Source organism: Flavobacterium sp. (assembly GCF_035760125.1).
GTDB lineage: Bacteria > Bacteroidota > Bacteroidia > Flavobacteriales > Flavobacteriaceae > Flavobacterium.
This window is the reverse complement of record NZ_DASTTN010000367.1, coordinates 1-2,279: the sequence shown is the minus strand read 5'-3', so window position 1 is coordinate 2,279 and position 2,279 is coordinate 1. Positions and strand designations below refer to the sequence as shown.

Below are 2,279 nucleotides of genomic sequence, written 5' to 3'. Positions count from 1 at the left end.
AAACCATGATAGGCCCCAAAGAAGTATATTCTTTTGTAACGACTTCCGCTCCTCAAATATTTGGCTACATTTCTACCATATTTCCAGAATGCCCCAATCCTGATTTAACCCTTAAGTGGCCTACTTAATTCATTGGTTATTATTTAATTATAAAAACAAGAAGCCAATTCATTGCTGAAGTGGCTTTTTTGTTTGTAACTCCACGAAGTGTTCATACTATGCTAGGCAAATGTCCCCAGCTATACGAAGTGTTCTTCTTTATGCTCAGCAAAGTCTCATGACTTTGCTATTTTTAAAAGTACTTCAAAACCGTAAATATAATAAAGTCTCCCGACTTTTTTCCGTGAATGTCTTTAGAAAAAAGACAAAGTAACATACTATAAGGGATATTAATATAATAAATGACTTATGCAAGTTTGTCCCTAAAATTGATACATTAACATAGGACTGGACAAAATGGTCACTAAGACGAGACAGGACGGGATAACGAGTATGGATAAAGTATAATAGTTTATGAATACTGCATCCTACCGTTTTAGAGGAAAACAAAAAAAGCCCTATGGAAAAATCCAAAGGGCGATTAGTTGAGACCTTTTTTTTTTGATTCTTCTACTGCAACTTTTCTGAATTCTTTTAAAATTTCTCAAGTTCCAAAGCTGATTTATATGTTTTTTGCCCCAATGATTACCGGTATAACAGTAAAAACAGGAGTTGTCACTACTTTTTTAATCAATCTTCAATGATTTATATATAATTTACTGTTATGGCAGTAAAAAATAGCATTTTTATGCTAAAAATACCCAGAGGCAACATATATTTACTTAATTTTACTGTCTAAACGGTAAAATATGAATGATTTTAATTTAGGGCTCTTCATAAAAGAGCATCGTAAGCTAGCAGGACTCACGCAATTAGAATTGGCTAACCTGGCAGGAGTAGGTAAGACCACAGTTTTTGATATTGAGAAAAATAAGGAAACGGTTAGTTGGAATAAACTTTTAGCTATACTGAAAGTATTGAATATTGAAATACAATTTAAAAGTCCAATCCATAAATAGTCATGAGAAAAGCAATAATATTTGTTCACGATAAAAGGGCAGGGGTACTGGTTGAAGACAGCGGCAGCGCTTATGAATTTATCTATGATGACAACTACGAAGGAGAAGCGGTATCGTTGACTATGCCATTGACAAATAAAAAGTATTCCTTTGCAAAATTCCCTTCTTTTTTTGAAGGATTATTGCCAGAGGGCATAATGCTTGAAGGGCTCTTGAAAATCGGCAAGATTGATAAAAACGATTATTTCTCCCAACTGATAGCCACGGGGAATGATTTGGTAGGAGCGGTAACGGTAAAAGAGTGGAAAGATGAATAGATGTCCAATAACCTACGAATTATGTGGTGCTGAAAAATACAGTGAAAAAGGACTTCGTATGATTGCTCCCAAACTTACTGCATTAAACGACTTGCCATTTACAGCAGCCGAGCAAAGACAGGAAGCTGCCAATCGTGCAAAGAAATTATCCATTCAGGGAGTTCAGCCAAAATTAAGCGCAGTTATATCCGTTGTGAACCAGCAGTTCGAAATTGTGGACCAGTTTGGGAACTATATTATAAAACCTCAAAATGATCTATTTCCGGAATTGCCCGAAAACGAGGATGTAACCATGAAAATGGCTAAAGTATATGGACTGGAAGTCCCTTTTCATGGATTGGTCTATTCAAAGGATGGGAGTCTTTCTTATTTTATCAAAAGGTTTGACAGATACAGCAAGGGGAAGAAATATGCCACTGAGGATTTTGCTCAATTAACAGGGAATTCAAGGGATACAAAGTATGATTACACAATGGAAAAATTGGTTAAAGTAATTGATGAGTATTGCACTTTTCCTGCTATAGAGAAAGCAGATTTCTTTAAACGGGTTTTGTTCTGTTTCATAACAGGTAATGAAGATATGCATTTAAAGAACTTTTCGGTAATTACAAAAGCAGGAAAAACTACTTTGTCACCAGTATATGATTTCCTAAATTCTTCGATTTCCATTAAAAATCCACAAGAGGAGTTAGCCCTGTCTCTCAAAGGAAAAAAGAGCAATTTTAAAGCAACGGAATTAATAGATTATTTTGCAAAAGAGCGACTGGAACTTAATGACAAGACAATTGAAGCTATTTTATCGGCCATGAATAAAAGTCTATCCAGATGGATTGAACTTGTTGAAATATCTTTTTTATCAGATGACATGAAAGAAAAGTATCTGAAGCTGATGGATAATAGGATT

3 protein-coding genes are annotated in these 2,279 nt (G+C 34.8%); all 3 read left to right on the top strand.

Annotated elements, in window-relative coordinates; translation table 11 throughout:
* Positions 1-848: 848 nt before the first annotated feature.
* On the top strand, positions 849-1,058 hold the full coding sequence (locus tag VFS71_RS13130) for a helix-turn-helix domain-containing protein (protein WP_326401758.1): 210 nt from the start codon (positions 849-851) through the stop codon (positions 1,056-1,058).
* A 2-nt stretch (positions 1,059-1,060) separates the two neighbouring features.
* Positions 1,061-1,375: a HipA N-terminal domain-containing protein gene (locus VFS71_RS13125; protein ID WP_326401757.1), complete on the top strand. Its 315-nt coding sequence runs from the start codon at positions 1,061-1,063 to the stop codon at positions 1,373-1,375.
* A partial coding sequence (locus tag VFS71_RS13120; protein ID WP_326401756.1) for a HipA domain-containing protein occupies positions 1,368-2,279 on the top strand: 912 nt, incomplete at its 3' end. The genes VFS71_RS13125 and VFS71_RS13120, both read left to right, overlap by 8 nt.

Coding starts and splice junctions, on each gene's coding strand:
- VFS71_RS13130 (WP_326401758.1), top strand. CDS start 849: ATGAATGATTTTAATTTAGGGCTCTTCATAAAAGAGCATCGTAAGCTA.
- VFS71_RS13125 (WP_326401757.1), top strand. CDS start 1,061: ATGAGAAAAGCAATAATATTTGTTCACGATAAAAGGGCAGGGGTACTG.